Consider the following 25,053-nt stretch of genomic DNA (forward strand, 5'->3'; position numbering starts at 1 on the left):
GGTGCCCGATCGATGCGGATGTCCGCCTAGGCTGCCACGGGCTGCTCTGCAGGAGAAGGTACGCCGTGGGTCTGTTAGATGACCAATTCAGCGCAAGACGACGTTGGATTGTCGTGGCTGCGATCCTCCTGGCGGCCCTGGTCATTCAAATCCCCCTCGTCCTCCACGCGGATCTGGGCTGGCTTCTGACTGCAAACGAAAAGATCCTGGATGGCCGGAAGCTCGGCATCGACCTCTTTGAGTCCAACCCGCCTCTGTCGGTCTACATGTACATGCCGACGGTGATGCTCGCGCGCGTGACCGGTGTTGCACCCGAATTCGTCGTGATCGTCTTGGTGATTGCCGAGATCGCCGGCGCGCTTCTGTTGATGGACCGAGCGGCCGCAGCCGCAAGGCTGGGAGCCCGGGAGAGAAGTATTTCAACCTGGTCGTTTGCGCTTCTGCTCGCAATTCTTCCGGGTGCCATCTTTGGACAACGTGAACACATCGCGGTGATCGCGTTGATCCCGTTTGTCGCCGTCGCCGCACTGCGCTGGCGCGGGCTCGATTCTGGATGGGTGGCGATCGTCGCCGGAGCGGGGGCGGGGCTCGCCATGAGTATCAAGCCATTCTTTGCTCTGGTGGCAGGCCTCCCGATCATCCTGGGCGCGCTCCGCCAGCGTTCTTTCAGGTCCTTGTTCACCTCGGAAGCGTGCACGGCTGCTGCTGTCGTCATCGGCTACGCGGCGGTGGTGATAGCCGTCTTCCCCGCCTATCTCTCCACCTATGCCCCGATGGTCGCCGAGGCGTATCTGCCGATCAGAAGGGAATTTGGTCGCCTGCTCCCCATTCCAATCGCGGTGATAGGCGCTTCCATCGGCTTCCTGCGCCTGCTTGGCCGCCAAACTCTCAAAATGCAGAGCGAGGCGATCCCTTGGCTGGCCGCCGCGGTCGGCGGAGCCGCGGGTTTCCTTCTTCAGGGCAAGGGCTGGCCATATACGGCTTTCGCGCTTTGTCTGTTTGCGATTGCGGCGCCGCTGCTACAGGCCTGCGCGAGGGCAGTGCGAGCGCCGATTGTGATCGGTGGCCTCGCAACCGTTGTGGCCATCGGGCTGTATTTGTCCTCACCGGCCCCAGGGTTTCCGCCGCTGAAGGAGCGTGTCCAGGCCCTCGTGAAGCAGCCGCGGCTGATTACGATCACCGACCACATCGGACTGGGGCACCCCCTCGTCCGTCAGATCGGCGGCACTTGGGTGGGCAGCTCGTGTGCGCAGCTTTTGGCGGCCGGCGCAATACTGCGCGAGAACAGCTCGCAACCGACTCCGGAGGAGCGGGCACGATTGGACAGCATCATCAATTTCGAACGACGGCATTTGCTGGCGGACCTGCGAAACGGTCGGCCAAATGTCATTCTCGTGGATACTTATCTGCTGAGCACGTTCGAGTTCGATTGGTTGGCCTGGGCCAATTCAGACGCTGAACTCAAGCTGGAGCTAAGTCGCTATCGCGAAATCGAGGACGTCGGCCGCGTTCGCATCTTCGTCGATCGATCAAGCCTGGAATGATAAGCCGCTCTCTCGTTCGATGTGCACCGACCGAACGGCAGATAAAGGCTTGCGGCGCAGCCGGGGCTGCAGGGAGAACGCTGGAGGGCGCGCCATTGCGATGGTGACATCATGCCCCTGTTTTGCCCGACGTGTCAAACGGCTTCGTGAAATCCGCAGTCGTTGGCGCCGACCGTCAAGTCATTGATATAGCTGCCCCCGCCTACTGTGCATGGGGTTGTTTTTCGACTTTTTTCGAGGATGGGCCTTGCCGTTCGCTCACCCCGCCTTGGCGGTGCGGCCGTCCGCCGCGCCCGAACGCAGGTTCTGGAAGAATTTCTCCACCTCGCGCGACAGCGTGTCCGCCGTCTCCGTCAGGCTGCTCGCCGCCGTCAGCACGGATGCCGCCGCCGTGTCGGTCTCGCCGATCGCGTCGCGCAGCGAGGTGATGTTGGCGACCAGGGTCTCGTTGCCCTGCGCGGCCGATTGCGCGTTGGAGGAAATCTCGCGCGTGGCGGCGTCCTGCTGGTCGATGGCGCCGGCGATCGCCGAGGTGACCTCGTTGATCTCGCGCACCGCGCCGCCGATCTCGCGGACGGCCTCGACCGCATTGCGCGTGGAGGCCTGGATCATCGAGACGTTCTCGCCGATCTCGGCGGTGGCCTTGGCGGTCTGGCCCGCGAGCGCCTTCACCTCATGGGCGACGACGGCAAAGCCGCGGCCGGCATCGCCGGCGCGGGCCGCCTCGATGGTGGCGTTGAGCGCGAGCAGGTTGGTCTGCTCGGCGATCGCCTGGATCAGGTTGAGAACGCCGTCGATACGTTGGGTGGCCGCGGCAAGGCTCTCGATCTCGGAGATCGACTTCTCGGTGCGCTGGCCGGTCTGCTCGACCGCGCCGGCGGATTGCCGCACCTGGCGACCGATCTCTTCCACCGAGGCCGACAGTTCCTCGGCGGCGCTCGCCACCGCCGTGACGTTCTGCGAGGCCTGCTCGGTGGCGTTCGCCGCCGTGCCGGCGCGACTATTCGCATCCGCAGTGACGCGCGTGATGGTCTGCGCCGTCTCGCGCATGGTGGAGGCGTTGTCGCTGAGGCCGCGCATGATGGCGCCAATCGCCTCGCGAAACGCCTCGACGGATTTTTCGATATGGCGGGCGCGCTCCTCGCGCGCGGCGGAGTCGTGCGAGACCTGCGAGGCGAGATTGCGGTTGCGGTCCATTGCCTCCTGGAAGACCTCGATCGCGCGTGCCAGCGCGCCGATCTCGTCGGCTCGGTTGCTATAGGGCACCACGACGTTCTCGGTCCCGTCGGCGACCTGCTTGATGGTCGCCGTGATGGCCGAGAGAGGCCGTGCGATCGAGCGGGCGATGATGACGATACCGATCACGACCAGGGCCAGCGCGATGCCGCCGAGGCAGGTCAGGACGAAAGACAGCGTGCGATTGGTCTCGGTCTGCTGGACGATTTGCCTGCCGCGTTCGGCATACACCTTGGAGAGCGCTTCGAGGTCCTTGTTCAGCGCCGAGCGCACGCTGCGATTGGCGTCGTTGTCGCCCCATTCGCGGCCCGCGGCCGCATTGATCTCAATGCCGCGGCGCACCAGCTCCTTGCGGAACTCGACGAACTGTTCGATGCGCTTCTTGAAGGTGGAAAACTGCTCGGCGTCGTCGGCCTTGACGATAGTCTCCCAGCGCTTCACGACGTCGAGGATCTGCGCGTTGAACTTGAGCAGGCCCTCGCCGTATTTCTTCACCACGGCGGGCTCGGTCGACATGTAGACGCCGCGCGATTCCATCACGACCGCATAGACCAGCGAGTTGACCCGCTCGACGTTCAGCGCGGCCGCGTTCGCCGTCTCGATCGCGCTGGTCAGGTCGGCGCTGCGGCGGCTGTTGTAGTCGGACAGCATCGCGATCGCTGCCGTGAGCAGCGCAAACAGCGCGAAAATCGCGTAGAGCTTGGTGGCAAGCGTGAAACGGCCGGCGAGGCCAGCGGCATTCCCAGATCGGTCTGATGGCATGGTGTTCAAGAGGCCCGTGATGGCCTGGAGCGGCCGGTGGCGCGGTCGTTTGAATTTGATGCAAAACTATGCAGAACGAAGATGGATGCGGCGTTAACGCCGCAGGCCCGGAAGAGCGCGCCGGCCGGGCGGAAACACGAAATGTTTCAGCTGGTTGGGAAAGCTCAGTCGATCTCGGGCAGGTCGCCCCCGGGAATCCGGCGGGACGCTCCAAACATCGGCGTGCACGCCGGCCGCCGAAAGCGTATTCCTACCGTCGGGATCGCCTTCGAGATTGAATTTGGACTCGGCCACTGGCCGACGACCCTGGAGAGGCCCTTGGTCTACCGCCACACCATCGACGCGACGACCTACACGTTCCCGGACCTGCGCGACCTTCTCGCCAAGGCGACGCCGCCGCGCTCCGGCGACCGGCTGGCCGGGATCGCCGCCGCCAGCGCCGAGCAGACGATCGCGGCGCGGATGGCGCTCGCCGATCTCCCCCTCGGACAGTTCCTCCAGGAAGCCGTCATCCCCTATGAGGCCGACGAGGTCACCCGACTCGTCGTCGACAGCCACGACGCAAAGGCCTTTGCGCCGGTGGCCTCGCTGACGGTCGGCGCTTTCCGCGACTGGCTGCTATCGGACGCCGCCACGCCCGAGGCATTGAAAATGCTCGCGCCCGGCCTCACGCCGGAAATGGCGGCCGCGGTCTCGAAACTGATGCGCAACCAGGATCTGATCCTGGCGGCGCGGAAGTGTGAGGTCACCACCGCCTTCCGCAACACCATCGGCCTGAAGGGGCGGATGAGCACGCGGCTGCAGCCGAACCATCCGTTCGACGATGCCAGGGGCATCACCGCCTCGATCCTCGACGGCATCCTGCTCGGGGCCGGCGATGCCTGCATCGGCATCAACCCGGCGAGTGACGATCCGGCCGTCGTCGCCCAATTGCTGCGGCTGCTCGACGAGATCATCGCGCGGCTGAAGATCCCGACCCAGGGCTGCGTGCTCACCCATGTCACGACGACGCTGTCGCTGATCGGGCAGGGCGTGCCGGTCGATCTCGTCTTCCAGTCGGTCGCCGGCACCGAAGCCGCCAACCGCAGCTTTGGCGTCGACCTCGCGCTTCTGAGGGAAGCCCACGAGGCCGGGTTGTCTCAGCGGCGCGGCACCGTCGGGCAGAACGTGATGTATTTCGAGACTGGCCAGGGCTCGGCGTTGTCGGCGGGCGCCCATCACGGCGTCGACCAGCAGACCTGCGAGGCGCGCGCCTATGCGGTCGCCCGCGCCTTTGCGCCGCTTCTGGTCAACAGCGTGGTCGGCTTCATCGGACCGGAATATCTCTATGACGGCAAGGAAATCATCCGGGCCGGGCTAGAGGATCATTTCTGCGGCAAGCTGCTCGGCCTGCCGCTTGGGGTCGACATCTGCTACACCAACCACGCCGAGGCGGACCAGGACGACATGGACAATCTGCTGACGCTGCTCGCCGCCGCCGGCGTCACCTTCATCATGGGCGTGCCCGGTGCCGACGACGTCATGCTGAACTACCAGTCGACCTCTTTTCACGACGCGCTTTATGTCCGTGACGTCTTTTCCCTGCGCCGCGCGCCGGAATTCGATGACTGGCTGGTGTTATCAGGCATTGCCGGCGCCGACTTCCGCCTTGCCGGAGATGCAGGCCTGCTGCCCGATTTTGCCTCGCGGCTGATCGCGTAAGATCACGGAAAACGCCCGGGAAACTATTGGTGCCCCTCGCGAATTGAATGCCGGCCACAATATTGAGAAATTCCGGCGACAGCATTACGCTAGGTGACTGGCTGGCAATTTCCGCACCATTCGGTCGAGCGTGGCGGGGGAGCTTTGATGCGAGCTGAAAGTAACGGAACGTCCCGGCGGATTCTCTGTGTGTTTCCGCGCTACACCTCGTCGTTCGGCACGTTCGAGCATTCCTATCCTCTGACCGACGGCGTCCGCGCCTTCATGCCGCCGCAGGGGCTGCTGCTGATTTCCGCCTATCTTCCGAAAGAGTGGCAGGTCAAATTCGTCGACGAGAACCTTCGCCGCACGTCGAAGGAGGAGTTCGAATGGGCCGAGGCGGTCTTCGTCAGCGGCATGCACATCCAGCGCCAGCAGATGAACGACATCTGCCGCCGCGCCCATGAATTCGATCTGCCGGTCGCGCTCGGCGGTCCCTCGGTCAGCGCCTGCCCGGATTACTATCCGTCGTTCGACTATCTGCATGTGGGCGAACTCGGCGACGCGACCAACCGGCTGATCGACATCCTGTCGCGCGACACCTCGCGGCCCGCGCAGCAGGTCGTGCTCACGACCAAGGACCGCGTGCCGATGACGGAGTTTCCGATCCCGGCCTACGAACTGGCCGACGTCAAGAAATACTTCCTCGGCAGCATTCAGTATTCCAGCGGCTGTCCCTATCAGTGCGAGTTCTGCGATATCCCCGGCCTCTACGGGCGCAATCCCCGGATCAAGACGCCGGAGCAGATCATCGCCGAGCTCGACCGTCTGCGCGAATGCGGCATGACCGACACCGTCTATTTCGTCGACGACAATTTCATCGGCAATCGCAAGGCGGCGATGGACCTGCTGCCGCATCTGATCCAATGGCAGAAGCGGACCGGCTACGTGGTGCGGCTCGCCTGCGAGGCGACGCTCAACATCGCCAAGCGACCCGAGATCCTCGAGAAGATGCGCGAGGCCTATTTCATCACCATCTTCTGCGGCATCGAGACGCCCGACCCCGATGCACTGAAGGCGATGCACAAGGATCACAACATGATGGTCCCGATCCTGGAGGGCGTGCGCACCATCAATTCCTACGGCATGGAGGTCGTGTCCGGCATCATCATGGGACTCGACACCGACAAGCCGAACACGTCGGAGGCGCTGCTCGCTTTCGTCGAGGAGTCCCGGATTCCGCTGCTCACCATCAACCTGCTCCAGGCGCTGCCGAAGACACCGCTGTGGGACCGGCTGGAGCGTGAGGGACGCCTGGTCGACGACGACCGTCGCGATTCCAATGTCGATTTCCTGTTGCCCTATGACGAGGTCGTCGCATCCTGGAAACACACCATGGCGGTCGCTTACGCGCCCGAGAAGGTCTACGCCCGTTACCAGTATCAATGCGACCACGTCTACGTGCACCGCCTCAAGATGCCGGTGCCGGACGAGATGAAGACCTGGCCCAATATCAGACGCGCCCTCGTCATGCTGCGCAACATCTTCTGGAAGGTCGGCGTGCTCGGCGACTACAGGCGCGTGTTCTGGAAATTCGCGCTCGGACGCATCAAGCGCGGCGACATCGAAGGCCTGATCGGCTGCACCCTGACCGCGCACCACCTCATCACCTTTGCGCGCGCGGCCTCCAGCGGCAAGCAGAACGCCTCGAACTATTCCATTCGCCTGCGCGAGGCCGCCATTCCCGCCGAATGATGCGACATGTCTGATCCGCCTCCGCCGCGCCGTCCCACGCTCGATCTGCGGACGTTCACGCCCGCACGCGTTGCGCTGGGCCGCAGCGGCGCGAGCGTGCCGACGCGCGCGCTGCTCGATTTCACGCTCGACCATGCCCGCGCCCGCGATGCTGTGCATGCCGTCTTCGAGGTGCCGCGTCTGGTCACCGATCTCCGCGCGCTAGGCCTGGTCGTGACCGAGGTGAGGAGCCGGGCGGTCGACCGCAGGGACTATCTGCGGCGGCCGGACCTTGGACGGCAGCTTGATGCCGGCTCAGCCGAGCTTCTGGCGCAAAGGGCCTCGGCGCCGTGCCAGCTCGCGGTCGTGATCGGCGAGGGCCTGTCGGCGGCAGCGGTCCACGGCCATGCGGTGGCGCTGCTGAGGCGCCTGCTGCCGCTGCTCGCGGCCGGCGATGGTGTCGCGATCGGCCATGTCATTGTCGCCTCGGGCGCGCGCGTCGCGCTCGGCGACGAGATCGGCGCGATTCTCGGCGCGCACATGGTCGCGATGCTGATCGGAGAGCGGCCGGGCCTGTCGGCGCCCGACAGCCTCGGCGCCTATCTGACCTTCGCGCCCAAACCCGGCCGCACCGACGCTGAGCGCAATTGCGTGTCGAACATCCACCGCGCTGGGTTGAGCTATGACGACGCTGCTTTCAAGGTCGCCTGGCTGGTCCGTGAGGGGCTCGCCCGGAAGACCACCGGCGTGGCGCTGAAGGACGAGAGCGCGGACCGCGCGCCGCGTCGAATTGGCACGGCTTTGCTGGAATGACTAGCATTCCGGCAAAATCGCCGCATCTTGATCGATTCGGCCACATTTCGCCGGCTTGCGAGAAGGGTGATTGACCTGCTAAACCCCTCGCGGCGATTTTCCGCGCATTTTCAAAGGGCAAGCCTCCCATTGGTATGGCGTTTTCAAGCCGTTCGCGGGGCGTAATAAGCTCTCAAGACCGAACCGATTTAGGAACTGGATAAGGCATGCTCGAAAAGCACAGCGAGAATGAGGTTCATGTCGACAAGGTCGAGCAGGGACCTACGTCCTCGATCGCCTTCGGGCTGGAACGGCTCGGGCTGATCGCCGTCCGGACCCCGATCGTTTCCTGTATCGTCCTGCTCGCGCTGATCGTCGGCGCCGTGTTCGGCATTCACCGGATCAAGATCGACGATTCGCTGTCGCAGCTCTTCCGCTCCGACACCCGCGAATTCCACCAATACGAAGAGGTGACCAAGAAGTTCCCGGCCGAGGAGTTCGACGTTCTCGTCGTGGTTGAGGGCAAGGATCTGCTGGCGAGGAACAACCTGGAGAAGCTGCGGGACTTCATCACGGACCTGCAATTGGTCGAAGGCACGCGCGGGCTGGTCTCGCTGTTCTCTGCGCGCCAGGCGCCGGCGCCGGGCAAGCTGCCGGCGGCGCTGTTCCCGCCCGAGCTGCCCGAGGGCGCGGCCTATGACAAGTTCATCGAGACCGTCAAGAACAACGAGATCATCCGCGGCAAGCTGTTGTCGGAGGACGGCACGCTGGCCCTGATCGTGTTGTCGCTCGATCCGGAGGTGGTCGGCTCCAATAAGCTGACCAAGACCGTCGGCGACATCCGCGCGCTGATGAAGGAGGACCTTAGCGACACCGGGCTCAACGTGCAGCTCTCCGGCGTGCCGGTGATGCAGCTCGAGATCCGCAACGCGGTCGAACGCGACGGGCTCACCTACAACATCCTCGGCATCCTCGCCGGCTGTATCATCGCCATCATCTTCTTCCGCAAGATCTCGTTTATGGTCGCGGCGGCATTCCCGCCGATGATCGCGATCCTGCTGGCGCTCGGTGCGCTCGGCTGGGCTAATTTCAACCTTAACATGTTCCTGAACGTGATGACGCCGCTCATCATGGTCATCAGCTTCTCGGACTCGATGCAGCTCACCTTCGCCGCGCGCGACCGGCTGATCGCAGGCCAGGACAAGTTCACCGCGTTCAAGAACGCCGTGCTGGTGGTGGGACCGGCCTGCGTGCTGACGCACGGCACCGCCGGCATTTCCTTCATCGCGCTCCAATTCTCCGACTCCGACCTGATCCGCAAGTTTGGCGAAGCGGGCCTTGCTGCCACCATCATCGCGCTGGTCGCGGTGCTGTCGCTGGTGCCGGTGTTCGGCGTGCTGTTCGTGCGCAACGAGAAGGTTTTTGCGGTCAAGTTCCAGGGTGCCGATGCCGGCGTCCAGGCGCTGCGCAATTTCTGCTATTGGATCGCGGTGCGCATGGTCGGCCGTCCCGGCCTGTTCAGCCTGATCGCGGTGCTGTTCGTCGGCGGCCTCGGCGTCATCTATGCCAATCTGGAGCCGCGCTACCGGCTCGCCGATCAGGTGCCGGACAAGCGCCAGGCGGTCGCCGCCAGCGACCGGCTCGACGCCAAGCTGACCGGTGCCAATCCGGTCAACGTTCTGATCGCGTTCCCCAAGGGCGAATCGCTCTATTCGCCGGAGACGCTCCAGACCATCGGCGACGTGCATGCGATCGTGGAGAAGGCGGCCGGTGTCGGCAACGTCTGGTCGCTCGAGACCCTGCGCCGCTGGCTGGCGGAAAAGGCCGGCAGCGCCGACGTCGCGACGCTGCAGGAATATGTCAACGTCATCCCCGAGCACCTGGTGCGGCGCTTCATCGACGCCGAGCAGGACGCGGTCGTGGTCGCCGGCCGTGTGCCGGACAAGGATTCCAGCCAGCTGCTGCCGATCGTCGACAAGCTCGATTCCGAACTCGACGCCGTCCGCAAGAAGCATCCCGGCTACGAGATTGCGGTGACGGGCCTCGCTGCGATTGCGGCGCGCAACTCGGCCAGCATGATCGAGAAGCTGAACCGCGGCCTCACCGTCGAATTCGCGCTGGTCGCGATCTTCATCGGCCTCGCCTTCCGCTCCTGGGTCGTGATGTTGGCCTGCATCCTGCCTGGCATCTTCCCGGTGGTGATGTCGGGTACGGTGCTGTGGGCGATGGGCGAGGGCCTGCAATTCGCCAGCGTCGTCGCGCTCACCGTCTCGTTCGGCCTCGGCCTCAGCGCCACCATCCACTTCCTCAACCGCCTGAGGCTCGAGAGCAAGCCGGGCGTCGGCTCGGCGCTCGCGGTGGAGCGCGCCACCGTCTTGGTCGGCCCGGCGCTGATCCTGACCACGGTGGTGCTGGCCTGCGGCCTCGTCGTGACCGTGTTCTCCGACCTGCCGTCGCTGCGGCTGTTCGGCTGGCTCAGCGCCTTCTCGATGGTGATGGCGCTCGTCGCCGACCTCTTCATCCTGCGGCCGACGGCGATGTGGCTGATCAATCTGCACGCGAAGCTGCAGGGCGACAAGCCGGCGATTTGAGCGGGAGGGCCCGGGCCGTCTCGTATTCGACGTCAAGCAGCCATACGCATGTCCATGTCAACAAAAAGCCCCCGGCTCGCGAGAGCCGGGGGCTTTGTTGCTCGTGAGCGGAAAGGACGTCAGCCCTTCGTCATCGTGATGTTGACGCCGCGGATTTCGCCCTTGGAAGAGATCTGCACCGTCTGCTTGGTGCCGTTGGTGCGCAGTGACAGATTGGCGGCAAAACCGTTGGCCTCGACGAACACGTCGATCTGGCCGCCGCCGGCGGTGCCCTGGAGGTTGCCGAAGATGTTGCGGCTGGCTTCGCTCCAATTGCCGGAGATGCGGTCGCCCTGGCTCGTCACGTCGCTCGTGAGGTCGAACTTGTAGCTGTCGGACGCGCAGTGCAGCGCCTGCTTGAGGTTGAGGCCGCTGCCGGCGACCTTGTAATCGGCCTTGCAGCGGATGCGTTCGGTGGAGCCGTCGGACAGCGACACCGTGCCGGTGCCGGTCCACGCGCCGTCAAAACCGGCAAATGGGCCGGACGATTGAGCATGGCTTGCCGACACTGAGAAGAGCAGCGCAGCCCCGATGCCGACCGCCTTGATTGCCTGTCCAGATCGCCCAAAGAATGTCATCTCAAATATCCCGTTTTGGAACGACGTCCATTCAAGACAAGGACGTCTCGCCACATCGAAAGTTTAGTGTTCCGAGCCTGTGCTAGGTTCAACGCGTGACCACCGAAGATGGTGCTTCGTGCCACGCGCAATAACGCGATTCCCCGTGTTTCGGTGTGTTTCTGACCGAAACAGCGAGGCGGAGAGATGCAGCTCTGCAACAGATCCCAGCCAAAACGCGATGTTCCAGAATTATCTCGTAGTATCAGCCTCTTACATCTGCCAATGAAGGCGCAGGGAAGACCTGATTTGGTGGAAGTGGCGCCAATTTGGCCGCATTTGCCAGTGCTTGTGCCTTCTCTGAGCCCGCTACTCCCGCGGCAACTTGCCATCAGAAGAATCCGCGCCGGACATCCGCCCTGTGCAGCCCGTGATCGGTGCGATTCTGCCGTCAGAATGAAGGAATACAATGCGTAAGCTTCTCGTCGCTCTCACCCTGCTGTCGGCCTCTCTTTCGACGGCGGCGTTCGCCCAGCAAGGGCGTGGCACGGACGCTGAGCAGAAGGCCTGCACACGCGACGTGCAGAAGTTCTGCCGTCCGGTCATCGACCAGGGCGATTTCACCGTCCTGGCCTGCCTCAAGGAGAACCGGGCCAAGATCTCGCAGGCCTGCGACCAGGTCCTGAAGAACCACAACCAGTAAGCTCGGCCGCTGGCCGACAAGGGCGGCCTGGGCCGCCTTTGTCGGCGCGATCCGCAAGGGGCAGCCATCGAGAGACAGGATTGGTTTTGCGCCCGTATTCCCCTATATGGGGGCCGCCGGCATGAGCCCGCGCGAGCGAAAAAGCCCTTCCTGTCCAACCGATTGTAAACCAGCCCTCGATGACCTCTGCGAGCGAATTGCGATCCGGCAAGAGTGACCGCGACGAGAATTTTCCCGTCGCGTCCTGGATCATTCATCCGCGTCATCGCGCGCTGATTCTGGCGTATTACAATTTCGTCCGCACCGCCGACGACATCGCCGACCATTCGACGCTGCCGCCCGACGAAAAGCTCGCTTATCTCGACCTGCTCGAGGCGGAACTGCTCGGCAGGGGCGACACCCAGGCCGAATCGGTCACCCTGCGCCGTGCACTGGCCGAGCGCGGCATGGCGCCGCGCCATGCGCTCGACGTGCTCATCGCCTTCCGCATGGACGTCACCAAGCTGCGCTACGAGAATTGGGACGAGGTCATCCACTATTGCCGCTATTCGGCGATGCCGGTCGGCCGCTTCATGCTCGACGTTCATGGTGAGAGCACCTCGACCTGGGCTGCCTCGGATGCGCTCTGCGCGGCGCTCCAGATCAACAACCACCTCCAGGATTGCGGCAAGGATTTTCGCGAACTCAACCGCGTCTATCTGCCGCGCGATGCGCTGGCCGCGAGCGGCGCCTCCGTCGAGCAGCTCGGGCTGACGCAGTCGCCGCCGGCGATGCTGGCCTGCCTTCAGGCGCTCGCCGTGCGTAACGAAGCGCTGCTGAACGAGAGCAAGTCGCTCAGCGCGCAGGTGAGGGACTTCCGCCTGGGCGTCGACATTTCGGTGATCCAGGCCTATGCCGACCGCATCGTGCGCCTGCTCAAGGTGCGCGATCCCCTGCGCCAGCGCGTGCATCTGAACAAGCTCGAGCTGCTCGCCTTCAGTCTCGCCGGGATGATTGGCGAAGTCGGCCGTCGCGCGATCGGACGCAGGGCCATTTCCAGACCGGGGACTGCACATGACGCTTGAGGCGACCTCGCCCGGCGCCAATTATGGTTCGACCGCATCCGGCAGCTCTTTCTACGCCGCGATGCGCATCCTGCCGCATGATCAGCGCGAAGCGATGTTCCAGATCTACAGCTTCTGCCGCCAGGTCGACGACATCGCCGATTCTGACGGCCCGCGCGCGGAGCGGCTTGCCGCGCTTCAGCAGTGGCGCAACGACATCGATGCGCTCTATCAGGGCAATCCGCCGCCGCGCCTGAAGGACTACGTCGCCTCGGTGAAGACCTTCGGGCTGAAGCGCGAGGACTTCCTTGCCATCGTCGACGGCATGGAGATGGACGTGCCGCAGGACATCCGCGCGCCCGATATGGCGACCCTCGATCTCTACTGCGATCGTGTCGCCAGCGCCGTGGGGCGCCTGTCGGTGCGGGTGTTCGGCCTGCCTGAAGAAGACGGTATCCTGCTTGCCCATCATCTCGGCCGCGCGCTTCAGCTCACCAACATCCTGCGCGACATCGATGAGGACGCTGGCCTCGGCCGGCTCTATCTGCCGCGCGAGGCGCTGCTGCATGCCGGCATCACCGCCACCGATCCCAACCGCGTCATCGCCGAGCGCGCGCTGCCGAAAGTCTGTCTGCCGCTGGCGCAGCGCGCGAAATCGCATTTCGAGAAGTCGGACGAGATCATGAACCGCAACAAGCGCCGCGCGGTGCGCGCGCCGCGGATCATGTCGAAATACTATCATTCCATTCTGGACCTCCTGATGGCGCGCGGCTTCGACGCGCCGCGCGCGCCGGTGCGTGTGTCGAAGATCACACGCATCCTGATCCTGCTCCGTTACGCTTTCATCTGATGCAAAAGACAGTTCATATCATCGGCGCCGGGATTTCCGGCCTCTCCGCCGCCGTGCGGCTCGCCAATGCCGGCTTCAAGGTCGCCGTGCACGAGGCAACGCACCAGGCCGGCGGCCGCTGCCGGTCCTATTTCGACGGCGCCACCAATCTCACCATCGATAATGGCAATCATCTGCTGCTGTCGGGCAACAGCCATGCGCGTGCCTATGCGCGCGCGATCGGCACCGAGGCCGGCCTTGTCGGCCCCGAGCGCGCGCAGTTTCCCTTCGTCGACATCAAGACCGGGCAACGCTGGCAGATCGATCTCGGCGATGGCCGGCTGCCGACCTGGGTCCTCGACGAGAGCCGCCGGGTGCCCGATACCGGGCTGAGCGATTATCTCAAGCTGGCGCCGCTGATCTGGGCGTCGGAGGAGACACTGGTCGGCAAGTCCATTCCTTGCGAGGGCATCCTCTATCAGCGTCTGGTGCAGCCGTTGCTGCTGGCGGCGCTCAATGTCGATCCGCCCGAGGGCTCGGCCGGGCTCGCCGGCGCGATCGTGCGCGAGACGCTGCTCGCGGGGGGGCAGGCCTGCCGTCCCCTGATCGCGCGCGACGGCCTCAGCGCCGTCCTGATCGAGCCTGCTGTGAAATTCTTGGCTGAGCGCGGCCACACGGTTCAGCTCGGCCATGAGCTGCGTTCGTTTTACACCAATGACGGCAAGGTCGCCGCGCTGAATTTCGGCGGCGAGGACGTGATCGAGCTCAGTGAGGGGGACGTCATCGTAATGGCGGTGCCACCCCGCGCCGCCGCCAGCCTGCTGCCCGGCCTGAAGACGCCCACCGAATTCCGCGCCATCGTGAACGCGCATTTCCGCTTCGAACCGCCGCCGGGCTCTGCGCCGATCCTCGGCGTGATCGGCGGCGTTGTGGAGTGGCTGTTCGCGTTCCCGAACCGACTTTCCGTCACCATCAGCAATGGCGACCGCCTGGTCGACATGCCGCGCGAGGAACTCGCGCAGGCGATCTGGAACGACGTCTGCAAGGCCGGCGGCGTGTCCGGTGAGTTGCCTCCGTGGCAGATCGTGCGTGAGCGCCGCGCCACGTTTGCCGCGACGCCAGCGCAGAATGCCCTGCGTCCGGCGCCGGTCACTGCGCTGAAAAACCTGTTCCTTGCTGGGGATTGGACTGCTACGGGATTGCCGGCAACCATCGAGGGATCGGTCCGGTCGGGCGATCGCGCCGCCGATCTGATTCTCGCCGCACAGCGGCCCTGACGGGCAAATGTCCCGGTCAATTTCAATCGACAATCGGAGCAATCGAGCGACATGGATTCCGTGAACGCGACCAGCCGCGAAGCCTTGGATCCAAGCATCTTGGAATCGAGCATTGCATCGGCGACGCAAGGCGTCCTCGGCTTCCAGCAAGCGGACGGCCATTGGGTGTTCGAGCTCGAGGCCGACTGCACGATTCCGGCCGAGTATATCCTGCTGCGCCATTATCTCGCCGAGCCCGTCGACACTTTGCTCGAAGCCAAGATCGGCAACTATCTGCGTCGCGTCCAGGGTGCCCATGGCGGCTGGCCGCTGGTGCATGACGGTGAGTTCGACATGAGCGCCAGCGTGAAAGCCTATTTCGCGCTGAAGATGATCGGCGATTCCATCGATGCCCCGCACATGGTGCGTGCGCGCGAGGCCATTCATGCCCGCGGCGGAGCGATTCACAGCAACGTCTTCACGCGCTTCCTGCTCGCGACATTCGGCGTCGTGACCTGGCGCGCGGTGCCGGTGCTGCCGATCGAGATCGTGCTGCTGCCGTTCTGGTCGCCGTTCCACCTCAACAAGATCTCCTATTGGGCGCGCACAACGATGGTGCCGCTGATGGTGATCGCCGCGCTGAAGCCGCGTGCGAAGAATCCGAAGGGCGTCGGCATCGACGAGCTGTTCCTGCAGGATCCGCGTTCGATCGGCATGACCGCGAAGGCGCCGCACCAGAGCATGGCCTGGTTCCTGCTCTTCCGCTCGCTCGATGCGATCCTGCGCGTGATCGAGCCGATGTTTCCCAAGAGCCTGCGCAAGCGCGCGATTGATGCGGCGCTCGCCTTCACAGAGGAGCGGCTCAACGGCGAGGATGGCATGGGCGCGATCTATCCGCCCATGGCTAATATCGTCATGATGTATGACGCGCTCGGAAAGGACGAGAATTATCCGCCACGCGCGACGACGCGGCGGGGCATCGACAAGCTGCTCGTTATCAAAGACGACGAAGCCTATTGCCAGCCCTGCGTCTCGCCGGTGTGGGACACGACGTTGACGGCCCATGCGCTGCTGGAAGCTGGCAACGCGCCAGCCGTGCCGGCCGCCAAGCGTGGCCTCGATTGGTTGATCCCGAAGCAGGAGCTCGAAGTGAAGGGCGATTGGGCGGTGAAGCGGCCCAACGTGCGTCCGGGCGGCTGGGCCTTCCAGTACAACAATGCCCATTATCCCGATCTCGACGACACCGCCGTCGTGGTGATGTCGATGGACCGGATGCGCCGGGAGCACGGCGCGACCGGCTATGACGCCGCGATCGCCCGCGGCCGGGAGTGGATCGAGGGCATGCAAAGCGACGACGGCGGCTGGGCTGCCTTCGACGTCAACAATCTCGAATATTACCTGAACAATATCCCGTTCTCCGACCACGGCGCGCTGCTCGACCCGCCAACCGAGGACGTCACCGCGCGCTGCATCTCGATGCTGGCCCAGCTCGGCGAGACCGCGAAGACCAGCAAGCAGGTGGCCGACGGGGTCGCTTACTTGCGGAAAACCCAGCATCCGGAAGGGTCCTGGTACGGCCGCTGGGGCATGAACTTCATCTACGGAACCTGGTCCGTGCTCTGTGCCCTCAACATGGCCGGCGTCGACCACAAGGACCCCACGATTCGCAAAGCCGTGGCCTGGCTGGCCTCGATCCAGAACGAGGACGGCGGCTGGGGCGAGGATGCCGTCAGCTATCGCCTGGACTACAAGGGCTGGGAGGCTGCGCCCTCGACCGCCTCGCAAACGGCATGGGCCTTGCTTGCCCTCATGGCGGCAGGCGAGGTTGATCACCCAGCCGTCGCCCGCGGGGTGGAGTACCTGATTGCAACACAAAACAAAAAAGGACTGTGGGACGAGCAGCGGTACACCGCCACAGGCTTCCCCCGCGTGTTCTATCTACGATATCATGGTTACCCAAAGTTCTTCCCGCTGTGGGCACTGGCGCGGTACCGGAACTTGCGGAACACCAACAGCAGGGTGGTAGGGGTCGGAATGTGACTTTGGGGACGGGGGACTATCTTACCGCGGGTAATACGATCGACCCGCGGCCGATACTGATCGTGACCGGTTTGGTTCAGGAGGCCCGCATTGCAGCCGGGCCCGGAATGGCGGTCATCTGTTCATCCAGCAGCCCGACCCAGTTGCGGGCCCTGCTGACGGTGGTGGATCCCGAAACGATTCGCGGTGTGATCTCGTTTGGTGTGGCTGGCGGGCTCGACCCGACCTTGCGCTCCGGTGACGTCGTGCTGGCGACCGAAGTGCTGTCCGGCGACACCCGCTGGGCCGCCGGCCTGTCGCTCGGCGACGACCTCATCGATCGCCTGACCTCGGGACGCCGCCGTGTCGTGCGCGGTAGCCTCGCCGGTGCCGAGGAAGTGGTCACCGGGCGGTCCTGCAAGGCGGCGCTGCATTCCGAGACGGGAGCAGCGGCCGTCGACATGGAGAGCCACATCGCGGCTGCCTACGCCGCCGAGGCCGGGCTGCCCTTTGCCGCGGTCCGCGTCATCAGCGACCCCGCCCATCGCGCGCTGCCGGCGCTCGCCCGCGCCGCCATTAAGCCGAACGGCCAGATCGACCTTCCGGCCGTGCTGCGCGGCATCGTGCGCAATCCGGCGACGCTGCATGCGCTGGTCTCGACCGGCCTCGACTTCAACCGCGCGCTGCGATCCTTGCGCGGCTGCCGCGACTTTCTGATCGGCACCGAGGTCGCCGGCAGCGAGACCCTGGTCTCAGAGGCGGCCTGAGCGGCTTCTTCGAGCTGACGAAAAGAAAGGCCCGGTCGCATTGGCGACCGGGCCCTTCTCTTAACTGCTTGGCCTGCCTCAAGCCGCCGTCGAAGCCTTCGTCGCCTTCTCCTGCGCTGCGAGAGCTTCGTCGCGGCGAATCTCCGAGAGCTTCTTCTGGACCTGCTCGGAGAAGATGTACTGAGCCGGGCGCTGCTTGGACATGTCGATCTCCGGCGCCATCGGGCCAGTGGTCCTGATGCCGCGCAGCGACACCCACATCGCCTTCAGCGGATTGTTGAGGGCTGCGGTCGCCGCGGTCGGCTCGTAGCCGCAATGGGCCATACAGTCGGCGCACTTCTCGTATTTGCCGGTGCCGTAGCTGTCCCAATCGGTGGTCTCCATCAGCTCCTTGAAGGTCTTCGCATAGCCTTCGCCGAGCAGGTAGCAGGGCTTCTGCCAGCCGAAGATGTTGCGCGCGGGCATGCCCCACGGCGTGCACTCGTATTCCTGGTTGCCGGCGAGGAAGTCCAGGAACAGGCCGGAATGCATGAAATTCCACTTCTTGCCCTTGCCCATGGCGAAGACGTCGCGGAACAGCTTCTTGGTCTTGGTGCGGTTGAGGAAGTGCTCCTGGTCCGGCGCGCGCTCATAGGCGTAGCCCGGGGACATCGAGACGCCGACGCCGAGCTCGACGGTGAAGTCGAGGAATTTCGCGATCTCCTCGGCCGGATGGCCGTCGAAGATGGTGGCGTTGACGTTGACGGTGAAGCCGCGCGCCTTGGCCGCCTTGATTGCGGAGACGGCGCGGTCGAACACGCCCTTCTGCGACACCGCCTTGTCGTGGTGATCGCGCAGGCCGTCGAGATGCACGGAGAAGAACAAATACGGGGAGGGCTCGAACAGATCCAGCTTCTTCTCAAGCAGCAGCGCGTTGGTGCAGAGCGAGACGAACTTCTTGCGCGCGACGAGGCCGCGCACGATCTCGCCGATCTCCTTGTGGATCAGCGGCTCGCCGCCGGGAATCGCGACCATTGGCGCGCCGCATTCGTCGGCGGCGTCCCAGCACTCCTGGGCCGTCATGCGGCGGTTGAGGATCGCGTCGGGATAATCGATCTTGCCGCAGCCGACGCAGGCGAGGTTGCAGCGAAATAGCGGCTCCAGCATGAGCACAAGCGGATAGCGTTTGCGGCCAAGCAGTTTCTGCTTGAGCAAATAGCCGCCGATACGCATTTCCTTGAAGAACGGGATGGCCATTACAAGTTTCTTTCTGGGCTTTGAATTCGGGTGGGTCAGCTCGCAGCCAGTTGGGCCGGAAGCCTGAATTCGATGTTTTCCTCGCGACCCGGCAACACCGAGACCTTCACGGGTCCGATCCGCCGCATCGCTTCGATCACGTCATCCACGAGTACCTCGGGCGCCGATGCGCCGGCCGTGACGCCAACAGTCCTGGCATCCTTCAACCACTCCGGATTGAGCTCGCTGCCGTCGGAAATCAAATAACTCGCGACGCCGGCTTCAGTGCCGATTTCGCGGAGCCGGTTCGAGTTCGAACTGTTGGCAGCGCCAACCACCAAGATCACGTCGACCAGCTTGCTCAAATCCCTTACCGCAGTTTGGCGGTTCTGTGTCGCATAGCAGATATCCCGGATATCCGGACCTTGAATATCTGTAAAGCGGGCCTGAAGGGCCGCGATGATGTCCTTGGTGTCGTCGACCGACAGGGTGGTCTGGGTGATGTAGGCCACTGGCGTATCCGCCGGCAGCGTCAGCGCCTTAACCTCTTCAACGCTTTGAACCAGCAGCACGGGAGCGGGAACCTGGCCCATCGTGCCCTCGACCTCGGGGTGGCCGGCATGGCCGATCAGGATCAGCGTGCGTCCCTTGGTGATGTAGCGCTTCCCCTGATTGTGAACTTTCGTGACCAGGGGGCAGGTGGCGTTCAGCACCGGAAGGTCCCGCGCGGCGGCCTCTTCCTCGACGCTGCGGGCGACGCCATGGGCGCTGAAGACGGTCACCGCTTTCGGCGGCACCTCGGACAATTCCTCGACGAAGATCGCCCCCTTGTTCTTCAGGCTCTCGACCACGTATTTGTTGTGCACGATCTCATGGCGCACGTAGACGGGCGGGCCGTACTTTTCCAAGGCCCGCTCCACGATCTCGATCGCACGCACCACGCCCGCGCAGAAGCCGCGCGGCTGCGCCAGATAAACTTCCATTGGACGTCCATCACGCAAGTTGCACCAATCCACTTCAAAGTTCCCGACAGCACCCGATAGTGACCAACGAGCTGCAATAACCGCACCATCGGTCTTGCGCACGCGGTAGCCGCCACTCCCCGTTTGGGCTCCGGCGCATGGAGGCGCAATACTTTCTGTCAAAAAATCGGCAGCAAGGGAAGGCTGAATGAACCTAGGGTTCCCGACAAAATCCCATTCTATGGTATTATAGTAGAGTGATTCACGGTGAGCGAGATGCGGCACGGTGCTCACTCTTTCGTCACTTTCCCGCCTCAACTCCCCGGTTATACCGACCGCCCCGCATCATTTTTGCCACGCTCCTCCGCCGTTTACCTCGAACCTTCGCCCGGCGAGAGCCACTCAAAACAGCAATAGGTTTCGCCCGGGAACTCCGATAAACAGCGGGCGTTTCCGGCAAGCTGTTAACCGCAGAAAGAAAAGAAGTGCTGCAAAGCGTAGTCGTTGCCATTGTCAGGGCCTGCACCCGGTTTGCCTCCCTCGTCGTCGTTCTCGGGCTCCTGCTGTCGGTGGGAGCGGGCTATTACGCTGCGCGCCACTTCGCCATCAACACCGACATCAATTCGCTGATTGCCCAGAATCTCGACTGGCGCCAGCGCGACCAGCAGTTCGACCGCGCCTTCGACCGCGACGCGACTATCACGGCGGTCGTCGAGGCCAAGACGCCCGAAATGGCGAGCGCCGCGGCGGACGCGCTCTTTGCCAAGCTGAAAGACGACAAGACCAACTTCCAGTCGATGCAGCAGCTCGGCAGCGGCGAGTTCTTCGAGAAGAACGGCCTGTTGTTCCTGCCGACCGAGGAGGTCGGCAAGATTACCGGTCAGTTCGAATCCGCAGCGCCCCTGATCGAGATCATGGCGGGCGACCCCTCGATCCGCGGCCTGACCGGCGCGCTCGAGACCGGACTTGCCGGCGTCAAGCGCGGCCAGGTCAAGCTCGACAGCACGGAACGGCCCTTCAACCTGATCGCGCAGACGGTCGAGACCGTGCTCAACAAGGGCAATGCCAGCTTCTCCTGGCGCGAGCTCGTCAGCGACGAGCCGCTGAAGGATTCGGACAAGCGCGCCTTCATCGAGTTCAAGCCGATCCTCGACTACAACGCGCTGGAGCCGGGCAAGGGCGCCACCGATGCAATCCGCAAGGCCGCAGCGGATCTGGATTTCCCCACCAAATACCAGGCGCGGGTGCGGCTGACCGGCCCGGTCCCGATCGCCAACGAGGAATACGCGACCGTCCAGGAAGGCGCCGTCGTCAACGGCATCGGCACGGTCCTCGTCGTGCTGCTCATCCTGTGGCTGGCGCTGCATTCGGCGAAGATCATCTTCGCGGTGTTCGTCAACCTCTTCGTGGGCCTCGCGATCACGACCGCGGCCGGCCTGATGATGGTCGGCTCTCTCAATCTGCTATCGATCGCGTTTGCGGTGCTGTTCGTCGGTCTCGGCGTCGATTTCGGCATCCAGTACAGCGTCCGTTACCGATCCGAGCGCTACAAGCACGACAATCTCTCGGGCGCGCTGGTGCTGGCCGCCAAGCGCTCGGCGGTGCCGCTGTCGCTCGCGGCGATGGCAACGGCCGCGGGCTTCCTCTGCTTCATGCCGACCGACTACAAGGGCATCTCCGAGCTCGGCCAGATCGCCGGCGTCGGTATGCTGGTGGCGTTCATCTCTTCGATCACCGTGCTGCCGGCGCTGTTGAAGCTGTTGAACCCGCCCGGCGAACCGGAGCCGGTCGGTTACGCCTTCCTGGCGCCGCTCGATCACTTCCTCGAAAAGCACCGCGTCCTGATCGTCGGCGGCACGCTGCTGCTGGCGCTCGGCGGCCTGCCGCTGCTCTACTTCATGAAATTCGACTTCAATCCGATGAATCTGCGCAACCCGCACGCCGAATCCATCGCGACCTTCCTCGACTTGCGCAAGGATCCCAACACCGGCGCCAATGCCATCAACGTGATGGCGACGTCGGAGGAGCAGGCAAGGCAGGTCGAAGCCAAGCTGGAGAAGGTGCCTGAGGTGCTGCGGGTGATGTCACTCGACAGCTTCGTGCCGCAGGATCAGCCGCCGAAGCTGAAGCTGCTCGCGCAGGGCGCCAAGGTGCTGAATCCCGCGCTCAATCCCGACCAGATCGATGCGGCTCCCTCCGATCAGGAGAACGTCGAATCGCTGAAATCCTCGGCTGACAATCTGCGCCGGACCGCGGGGGATGCGAAGGGCCCGGGTGCGGCCGCCTCGCGCCGGCTGGCGGACGCGCTCGAGAAGCTCGCCAATTCCGATGAGGCCACGCGCAACAAGGCGCAGGACGTGTTCGTCACGCCGATGAAGATCGTGTTCGACCAGCTCAGGAACGCGATGCAGGCCGAGCCGGTCACCCTGAAATCACTGCCGCCGGATCTCGTCAGCGCCTGGAAGAGCAAGGACGGCATCATCCGCGTCGAGGCATTGCCCAAGGGCGACCCCAATGACAACGACACCCTGCGCAAATTTGCCGCCGCAGTGCTCGCGGCCGAGCCGACCGCGATCGGCGGGCCGGTCTCGATCCTGAAATCCGGCGACACCGTGGTGAAGGCGTTCATCCATGCCGGCATCTATGCGCTGCTGGTGATCGGCTTGCTCTTGTGGGTCACGTTACGCCGGTTCGTCGACGTGCTGATGACGCTGGTGCCGCTCCTGGTTGCCGGCGCGGTGACACTCGAGATCTGCGTGTTGATCGGCCTGCCGCTCAACTTCGCCAACATCGTCGCATTCCCGCTGCTGCTCGGCGTCGGCGTCGCCTTCAAGATCTATTACGTCGTGGCGTGGCGCTCGGGCAGGACGAACCTGCTCCAGACCAGCCTGACACGCGCGATCTTCTTCAGCGCGCTGACAACGGCGACCGCGTTCGGCAGCCTGTGGCTGTCCAGCCATCCCGGCACGTCCAGCATGGGCAAGCTGCTCGCACTCTCCCTGGTGACGACGCTTGCCGCCGTGCTGCTGTTCCAGCCGGCCCTAATGGGCAAACCCCGCAATCTCAGGGAGTAGGCAGATGTCGCCGATCGGGTCGGCGGCGCCCTTCTGACCGGCCTTGGCTGCGCCGACGGCCTTCGGGGCAGCGGGGGCAGGTGCTGTGGCGCCCGTCGTTCCCTGGGCCTTCGGTGCCGCGCCGCTGGACTTCGGCGCGCCCCTGGCCATGGCGTTGGCGGGGCTCAAGGGGATCGGCGGACCAACCCGGGTCCAGGTCTCGCCCCCGCAGAGGAAGCCCATCACGCAGCCCTTGATTTCGAGCTGGTCGGTACCGGCCGGCGTGATGGTTGCACTGTAGAGCTGGCCGTCCTTCGCGTTGTAGACCTGTCCCTCCCACTGATCGACGCCGGGCTTCTTCTTCATGTCGATCAGGGTCGCCATGCCCAGCGTCGGCCTGTTCTTTTTCGACACATCCGGGTTGTTCTCGTCGCGGCCGCCAGGCTGCTTTTCCCAGGACACGGCACCCCACATGCTGCCGTTGCATTGGGCGACACGGATGTTGGCGACGCCGTCGGCGACCCGCCAGTCGCCGGTCGGGTCTGCGGCGAGCGCGGGGGTCGGACAGGTGTAACCGGCAGCCAGTATTATTCCGGTGTAAAGGGCTAAACGCATGATAGTTCCTTGGCAGTGCAACATCGCTTAAAGCTGTGCTTGCGAAGATGGTCCGAAAAAGGGCAAAAGGCCGCACAGAGCGTTTTCGACAGCGGTCCGTTTTCAGTTGACGAGACGGCCCTCAACCGAAGTATGTAGCGGATGCACAGTCCAAATCCAGACATGTCTGAGCTCTTCGCGGACCGTCAGGCCCAGCGTAGCGCCCTGCATAATCGGTATCTGAACGAGCAGTTCGTTCGGGTTCTGAAGACCATCGGATACGATGTCGGGTTCCAGAAAGGGCAGGGGCAGTACCTCTATGATCGCGATGGCGCGCGCTATCTTGACCTCTTGTCAGGGTTCGGCGTGTTTGCGATCGGGCGCAATCATCCCGTCATGCGTGAGGCGCTCAAGAGCGTGCTCGACGCGGACCTGCCCAATCTCGTCCAGTTCGATGTCTCGGTGCTCGCCGGCGTGCTTGCCGAGCGGCTTTTGAAGTACGTCCCTTATCTCGACAAGGCGTTCTTCGCCAATTCCGGCGCAGAATGCGTCGAAGCAGCGATCAAGTTCGCGCGCGGCGCGACCGGCCGGCCCGGCATCGTCTATTGCGCCCACGGCTATCACGGCCTGACCTATGGCGCGCTGTCGCTCACGGGTGATTCGAACTTCCGCACCGGATTCGAGCCGCTGCTGCCGGGCTGCACCCCGATCCCGTTCAACGATCTGGCCGCGCTCGAAAAGGCCCTGGCCTCGCGCGAGGTCGCAGCCTTCGTCGTCGAGCCGATCCAGGGCAAGGGCGTCAACATGCCCACCGACGAGTTCCTGCCCGGCGCGGCCGCGCTCTGCAAGAAATACGGCACGTTGTTCGTCGCCGACGAGATCCAGACCGGCATGGGCCGCACCGGCCGCTTCCTTGCGGTCGAGCACTGGAACGTCGAGCCCGACATGGTGCTGCTGTCGAAGTCGCTGTCGGGCGGCCACGTGCCGGTCGGCGCGGTGCTGACGCGCAAGAGCATCTTCGACAAGATCTTCAACCAGATGGATCGTGCGGTGGTGCACGGCTCCACCTTCTCCAAGAACGACCTCGCCATGGCTGCGGGCATCGCCACGCTCGACGTCATGGAGTCCGACAAGCTGATCGAGTCCGCCGCCAAGCGCGGCGCCGAACTGCGCCTCGCGCTGACGCGCATGGTGCCCGGCTACGAGCTGATGAAAGAAGTCCGCGGCAAGGGGCTGATCATCGGCGTCGAGTTCGGCCCGCCGAAGTCGCTGCGCCTTCGCGCTTCCTGGAACGTACTGGAGACCGCCAACAAGGGCCTGTTCTGCCAGCTCATCACGGTGCCGCTGTTCAAGGATCACAAGATTCTGACCCAGGTCGCCGGCCACGGCAGCCACACCATCAAGCTGCTGCCGCCGCTCACCATCACCGAGGAAGACTGCACCTGGATCGAGCGCGCCTTCGACGACGTCATCGCCGGCAGCCACAAGGTCCCCGGCGCGATCTGGTCGCTCGGCAAGACCTTGGTCGACAACGCGGTGCGACGGTCGGCGTAGTTTCGCCGATCGGTCTCAACGCGCGTCATTGCTGTCGATGTTCAATAATTCGCTGATTGGATCGCGGTGGTCTTGGTAGCGGCGAAGGCCTTGGGAGTTTGTCCTGCCAAGGCCTGATGGGGT

18 protein-coding genes are annotated in these 25,053 nt (G+C 64.1%); 13 read left to right on the forward strand and 5 right to left on the reverse strand.

Features of this window, described 5'->3' with window-relative positions:
- Window positions 1-113: 113 nt before the first annotated feature.
- On the forward strand, window positions 114-1,544 hold the full coding sequence (locus tag IVB01_RS07960; protein WP_247278911.1) for a hypothetical protein: 1,431 nt from the start codon (window positions 114-116) through the stop codon (window positions 1,542-1,544).
- 258 nt (window positions 1,545-1,802) lie between these two features.
- Here IVB01_RS07960 and IVB01_RS07965 read toward each other — a convergent pair whose 3' ends face one another.
- Window positions 1,803-3,542 carry a methyl-accepting chemotaxis protein gene (locus tag IVB01_RS07965; RefSeq protein ID WP_247278910.1) on the reverse strand — a complete coding sequence of 580 codons (1,740 nt, stop codon included), beginning with the start codon at window positions 3,540-3,542 and terminating at the stop codon, window positions 1,803-1,805.
- Between the two features lie 318 nt (window positions 3,543-3,860).
- Here IVB01_RS07965 and IVB01_RS07970 point away from each other — a divergent pair, with 318 nt between their 5' ends.
- The 4 genes from IVB01_RS07970 (at window position 3,861) to IVB01_RS07985 (ending at window position 10,339) form a co-directional block, all read left to right on the forward strand.
- Window positions 3,861-5,243: an ethanolamine ammonia-lyase subunit EutB gene (locus IVB01_RS07970; protein ID WP_247278909.1), complete on the forward strand. Its 1,383-nt coding sequence runs from the start codon at window positions 3,861-3,863 to the stop codon at window positions 5,241-5,243.
- Window positions 5,244-5,390: 147 nt separating this feature from the next.
- Entirely contained in the window at window positions 5,391-6,977 is a 1,587-nt protein-coding gene (locus IVB01_RS07975) for a B12-binding domain-containing radical SAM protein (protein ID WP_247278908.1), read from the forward strand.
- A 6-nt stretch (window positions 6,978-6,983) separates the two neighbouring features.
- Entirely contained in the window at window positions 6,984-7,769 is a 786-nt protein-coding gene (gene eutC / locus IVB01_RS07980; RefSeq protein WP_247278907.1) for an ethanolamine ammonia-lyase subunit EutC, read from the forward strand.
- A gap of 206 nt (window positions 7,770-7,975) precedes the next feature.
- The gene (locus IVB01_RS07985) at window positions 7,976-10,339 is read left to right on the forward strand and encodes an MMPL family transporter (RefSeq protein ID WP_247278906.1); all 2,364 of its coding nucleotides are present in this window, start codon (window positions 7,976-7,978) and stop codon (window positions 10,337-10,339) included.
- 119 nt (window positions 10,340-10,458) lie between these two features.
- Here IVB01_RS07985 and IVB01_RS07990 read toward each other — a convergent pair whose 3' ends face one another.
- Window positions 10,459-10,956, reverse strand: coding sequence for a hypothetical protein (locus IVB01_RS07990; RefSeq protein WP_247278905.1), 498 nt, complete (start codon window positions 10,954-10,956; stop codon window positions 10,459-10,461).
- A 448-nt stretch (window positions 10,957-11,404) separates the two neighbouring features.
- Here IVB01_RS07990 and IVB01_RS07995 point away from each other — a divergent pair, with 448 nt between their 5' ends.
- The 6 genes from IVB01_RS07995 to IVB01_RS08020 all read left to right on the forward strand — a co-directional run bounded on the left by IVB01_RS07995 (window position 11,405) and on the right by IVB01_RS08020 (window position 17,552).
- Window positions 11,405-11,638: a hypothetical protein gene (locus IVB01_RS07995; RefSeq protein WP_166817451.1), complete on the forward strand. Its 234-nt coding sequence runs from the start codon at window positions 11,405-11,407 to the stop codon at window positions 11,636-11,638.
- A gap of 179 nt (window positions 11,639-11,817) precedes the next feature.
- Window positions 11,818-12,702 (forward strand): squalene synthase HpnC, encoded by an 885-nt coding sequence (hpnC, locus tag IVB01_RS08000; protein WP_247278904.1) that lies wholly within the window; start codon window positions 11,818-11,820, stop codon window positions 12,700-12,702.
- Entirely contained in the window at window positions 12,692-13,531 is an 840-nt protein-coding gene (gene hpnD, locus IVB01_RS08005) for a presqualene diphosphate synthase HpnD (RefSeq protein ID WP_247278903.1), read from the forward strand. Before hpnC ends, hpnD begins: the two co-directional genes overlap by 11 nt.
- Entirely contained in the window at window positions 13,531-14,787 is a 1,257-nt protein-coding gene (hpnE, locus tag IVB01_RS08010; protein WP_247278902.1) for a hydroxysqualene dehydroxylase HpnE, read from the forward strand. The genes hpnD and hpnE overlap by 1 nt, the downstream gene beginning before the upstream one ends.
- A gap of 51 nt (window positions 14,788-14,838) precedes the next feature.
- Entirely contained in the window at window positions 14,839-16,806 is a 1,968-nt protein-coding gene (gene shc / locus IVB01_RS08015) for a squalene--hopene cyclase (RefSeq protein ID WP_247278901.1), read from the forward strand.
- Window positions 16,803-17,552 (forward strand): phosphorylase, encoded by a 750-nt coding sequence (locus tag IVB01_RS08020; protein WP_247278900.1) that lies wholly within the window; start codon window positions 16,803-16,805, stop codon window positions 17,550-17,552. The genes shc and IVB01_RS08020 overlap by 4 nt, the downstream gene beginning before the upstream one ends.
- Before the next feature lie 78 nt (window positions 17,553-17,630).
- On the opposite strand, the gene hpnH is transcribed toward IVB01_RS08020, so the two are convergent.
- Both hpnH and ispH read right to left on the reverse strand, forming a co-directional pair.
- Window positions 17,631-18,788, reverse strand: coding sequence for an adenosyl-hopene transferase HpnH (hpnH, locus tag IVB01_RS08025; RefSeq protein WP_247278899.1), 1,158 nt, complete (start codon window positions 18,786-18,788; stop codon window positions 17,631-17,633).
- A gap of 35 nt (window positions 18,789-18,823) precedes the next feature.
- On the reverse strand, window positions 18,824-19,750 hold the full coding sequence (gene ispH / locus IVB01_RS08030) for a 4-hydroxy-3-methylbut-2-enyl diphosphate reductase (RefSeq protein ID WP_247278933.1): 927 nt from the start codon (window positions 19,748-19,750) through the stop codon (window positions 18,824-18,826).
- Window positions 19,751-20,214: 464 nt separating this feature from the next.
- On the opposite strand from ispH, the gene IVB01_RS08035 reads away from it, so the two are divergent.
- Window positions 20,215-22,803: an MMPL family transporter gene (locus IVB01_RS08035; RefSeq protein ID WP_247278898.1), complete on the forward strand. Its 2,589-nt coding sequence runs from the start codon at window positions 20,215-20,217 to the stop codon at window positions 22,801-22,803.
- On the opposite strand, the gene IVB01_RS08040 is transcribed toward IVB01_RS08035, so the two are convergent.
- A complete protein-coding gene (locus tag IVB01_RS08040; RefSeq protein WP_247278897.1) occupies window positions 22,771-23,397 on the reverse strand; it encodes a DUF2147 domain-containing protein in 627 nt (208 codons plus the stop codon). The genes IVB01_RS08035 and IVB01_RS08040 overlap by 33 nt on opposite strands.
- Before the next feature lie 141 nt (window positions 23,398-23,538).
- Here IVB01_RS08040 and hpnO point away from each other — a divergent pair, with 141 nt between their 5' ends.
- On the forward strand, window positions 23,539-24,930 hold the full coding sequence (hpnO, locus tag IVB01_RS08045) for an aminobacteriohopanetriol synthase HpnO (RefSeq protein ID WP_247278896.1): 1,392 nt from the start codon (window positions 23,539-23,541) through the stop codon (window positions 24,928-24,930).
- Window positions 24,931-25,053 lie beyond the last annotated feature (123 nt).

Source organism: Bradyrhizobium sp. 164 (assembly GCF_023073715.1).
GTDB lineage: Bacteria > Pseudomonadota > Alphaproteobacteria > Rhizobiales > Xanthobacteraceae > Bradyrhizobium.